Source organism: Winogradskyella sp. (assembly GCF_025210595.1).
GTDB lineage: Bacteria > Bacteroidota > Bacteroidia > Flavobacteriales > Flavobacteriaceae > Winogradskyella.
The window spans coordinates 1-3,313 of sequence record NZ_JAOARH010000152.1 but is presented as its reverse complement, the minus strand read 5'-3'; the positions used below and the strand labels follow the sequence as shown (position 1 = coordinate 3,313).

At 32.0% G+C, this 3,313-nt stretch carries 3 protein-coding genes; 1 reads left to right on the top strand and 2 read right to left on the bottom strand.

Annotation, left to right across the window (positions count from 1 at the left end; translation table 11 throughout):
• The first annotated feature begins 52 nt into the window (after positions 1-52).
• Positions 53-1,042 carry a type IX secretion system membrane protein PorP/SprF gene (locus N4A42_RS14250; protein WP_294075409.1) on the top strand — a complete coding sequence of 330 codons (990 nt, stop codon included), beginning with the start codon at positions 53-55 and terminating at the stop codon, positions 1,040-1,042.
• A gap of 122 nt (positions 1,043-1,164) precedes the next feature.
• Here the strand turns inward: N4A42_RS14250 and N4A42_RS14245 are convergent, their stop codons facing one another.
• Together N4A42_RS14245 and N4A42_RS14240 are read right to left on the bottom strand one after the other, a co-directional pair.
• The gene (locus N4A42_RS14245) at positions 1,165-1,545 is read right to left on the bottom strand and encodes a hypothetical protein (protein WP_294075406.1); all 381 of its coding nucleotides are present in this window, start codon (positions 1,543-1,545) and stop codon (positions 1,165-1,167) included.
• A gap of 12 nt (positions 1,546-1,557) precedes the next feature.
• A partial coding sequence (locus N4A42_RS14240; RefSeq protein ID WP_294075403.1) for a translation factor GTPase family protein occupies positions 1,558-3,313 on the bottom strand: 1,756 nt, incomplete at its 5' end.

Here is a 3,313-nt window from a genome sequence, read left to right as displayed (position 1 = left end):
GACATTTTACATTATACAGGTAACCCAAACCTAACGAACAAAACCTACAAAGATGAAGAGAATTATACTATATCTAATATTTTTAACTGTAGCAAAAAGCTTTAGTCAAGAATTAAATTTACCTGTTTGGACCCAATATTTAGCAGATAATGATTTTGTAATCTCACCAACATATGCTGGTATTGGTGATAATTTAAAAATTAGAGCCAATGGGTTAACACAATGGGTTGGTATTAAAGATGCTCCAGATAACCAATCAATATATGCAGATTTTAGAATTTCTAATCGCTCTGGGATAGGTGTTTCGGCTTATAATGATAAGAATGGTAATACACGCCAAAAAGGTATTAAATTATCTTTTGCTCATCATTTAATTTTAGATTGGCGATCTAAGCAATATTTATCTTTTGGGCTTTCATACAACATTAACAATTTTAGAATAGATATAGAAAACTTTAATACTACTTATGAAATTCCAATTCTAGATCCTGCTATTAATGGAGATAGAGCAGTAAATAATAATAACTTTGATGCTGGTTTACTATATAGATGGGATAATTTTTACTTAAGCTTTAATGCTAATAATATTATATCTAAAGATATCGCAGATTTTACTGGTGGTATAGAGCCTTCCTTGTTGTTGAATTATCAGATTTACTCAGGATATGTTTACACACCAAAACATAACAAGGATATAGAATTTGAACCGTCAGTATTCTTTCAATTCTTTGATAGTGATAATCGCTCTGCTACAGATATTAATTTTAAATATAGAAAGTTTAACAGAAATGGTGATTATTACTGGATTGGTGCTTCTTACCGTTTTTTAAACGATCAGTTTTTAGATCCGTTAAACCTTGGACCAATGGCTGGTATATTACACAACAAACTCTATTTTGCGTATTCTTACCAAGTAACAATTAATGATTTATCTGGTTTTAATACAGGTACTCATGTTATTACTATTGGTTTAAATCTTTTACAAAGCGCAAGTAATTGCCCTTGTACAAAAGGGACGAGTCAGAGTTATTATAGATTGTAAAAGCAAATAAACCGTTTTGCTATTAGAGAAAAGACCAAAATTGTAAACAATTAAAAAACAAAATATTTTTAAAAACAAAAAACCACGGAAAATCCGTGGTTTTTAAATTACTAACTATAAAACTACATGACTTCTATAAAATAGTCCATCATTTCTTCTTTAAGATCATAATGCAACTTAATATAAGTACGCATATCTTCTTTAAGCGTATGTTGCTCATTCTGGAGTCTACCATCTATATTTTCATTAAAATCTACATTTTGAATATTTGCCATTTTATTACGGCATCTGTGTAATAATTTTGAAATAGCATCTTTTTCTATCATTATACGATTTTGAAACACTTCTAATTTTTTTAGAGCAACAGGATCATCTATACGAGAAACAACTTCTTCTAATTTCTCTTGAAAAGTATCCATTTCGGTAAAGTGAAACCTTAACTCTCTTCTCCATGTTTCTATATTGAACTTTAAATCGCTTAAATACATTATTTTGCTTTGCATATCTTTTTCTGTTTATGTGGTTATTAATTCTTGTTCTTTTACTAATTCTTTTTGTATGTGATTTGGTACAGCTGAATAGCCTTTAAATTCTGAAGAATACGTAGCTCTACCTTGTGTTAATGAGCGCAATTGGCTAGAGAAATCGGTTAACTCTGCAGAAGGAATAGTACATTTAAGTATTTGATAATGTGCTTCTGTTTCTATTCCTTGAATAATAGCCCTTCTACTCTGCAGTTCGGTCATTACATTACCAACCATTTGCTCTGGCACTCTTAATGTCATTTGCTCTATTGGTTCTAAAAGCTTAGGGTTTGCGTTTAAAAAAGCTTCCTTAAATGCATGTGCTCCTGCAATTTTAAACGAAATATCATTAGAGTCTACCGCATGCATTTTACCATCGTACACCATAACTCTTACGTCTCTTATATAGGATTTAGTTAAAGGACCAGATTCCATTACTTCCAATATACCTTTCATTACTGCTGGTAAGTAGCGTTGATCTATAACACCACCAACAATACAGTTATAGAAAACTAACTTACCTTCCCAAGGTAATTCTACTACTTCTTTTCCTCTAATAGAAAAACCTTCTGGCTCTGGCATGCCTTCATAATAAGGCTCTATCTTTAAGTGCACTTGTCCAAATTGTCCAGATCCACCACTTTGCTTTTTGTGTCTATAATTAGCTGTTGCGCTTCTTTGTATAGTTTCTCTGTAAGATATTTTTGGTGCTTCAAAACGTGGCTTAACATTATAAATATTTTCTAAAAGCCAAGTTAACGTTGCTAAATGCAATTCGCCTTGTGTACCAACTAAAGTTTGATGTGTTTCGCTATTATAACTTAAATCTACTGTTAAATCTTGACTATGAATTCGTTTTAAAGCTTCACTCAGTTTTTCTTCCTCAGTTGTGTTGTCTGCAAATACAGCTTTTACTAATCTAGCTTGAGGGAACTTTATAGGTTTTATTGTACCAGCTTCTGCAGTTGTTGCTAAAGTATCATTAGTGTCTGTGTATTTTAGCTTCGTGGTGGCACCAATATCTCCTGTTGTTAGCTTTTGAACGGCATGCTTTTCTTTACCATCCATTATAAAGAGTTGGTTTAAAGTTTCACTCTCACCAGTTCTAGTGTTGTATAATTTATCATTTACATTTACTTCACCAGATTTTACTTTAAAAAATGTAATCTGTCCTAAACTTGGTTGATAAACTGTCTTAAATACAAACAAAGATGTATCTGCATCAACCTCAGGCTTTACTAGACCTCCTTCTAAAGTTTGCTCTGGTTTTAAATCTGCAGCTGCAGGAGCTACATTATCTATAAAGCCCATTAATCTACCTGTTCCCATATCTTTTAATGCTGATACACAGAATACAGGAAAGAAATCGTGATTTAACATGCCTAACTTAATACCTTTACGAAGCTCTTCTTCATTAAGCGTACCTTTTTCAAAGTAAAGCTCCATAAGTTCTTCATCATTTTCCGCAGCTTTTTCTACTAGCTCGTTATGAAGCTGATTGGCATATTCTAGTTGATCTTCTGGTATTGGCAATTTTTCTGGCTTACCACCTTCTGGACCAAATTTGTAACACTTCATCTTTAAGACATCAATAATACATTGGGCACCATCTATTGTTATAGGATATTGTACTAAAACAGCATTGCTACCTACCAGTTCTTTAAGACTTGTATAACTCTTCTCAAAATTAGCTTTTTCACTATCAATTTTATTGATTACAAAAAGTGTTGGCTTATGATATTTATCG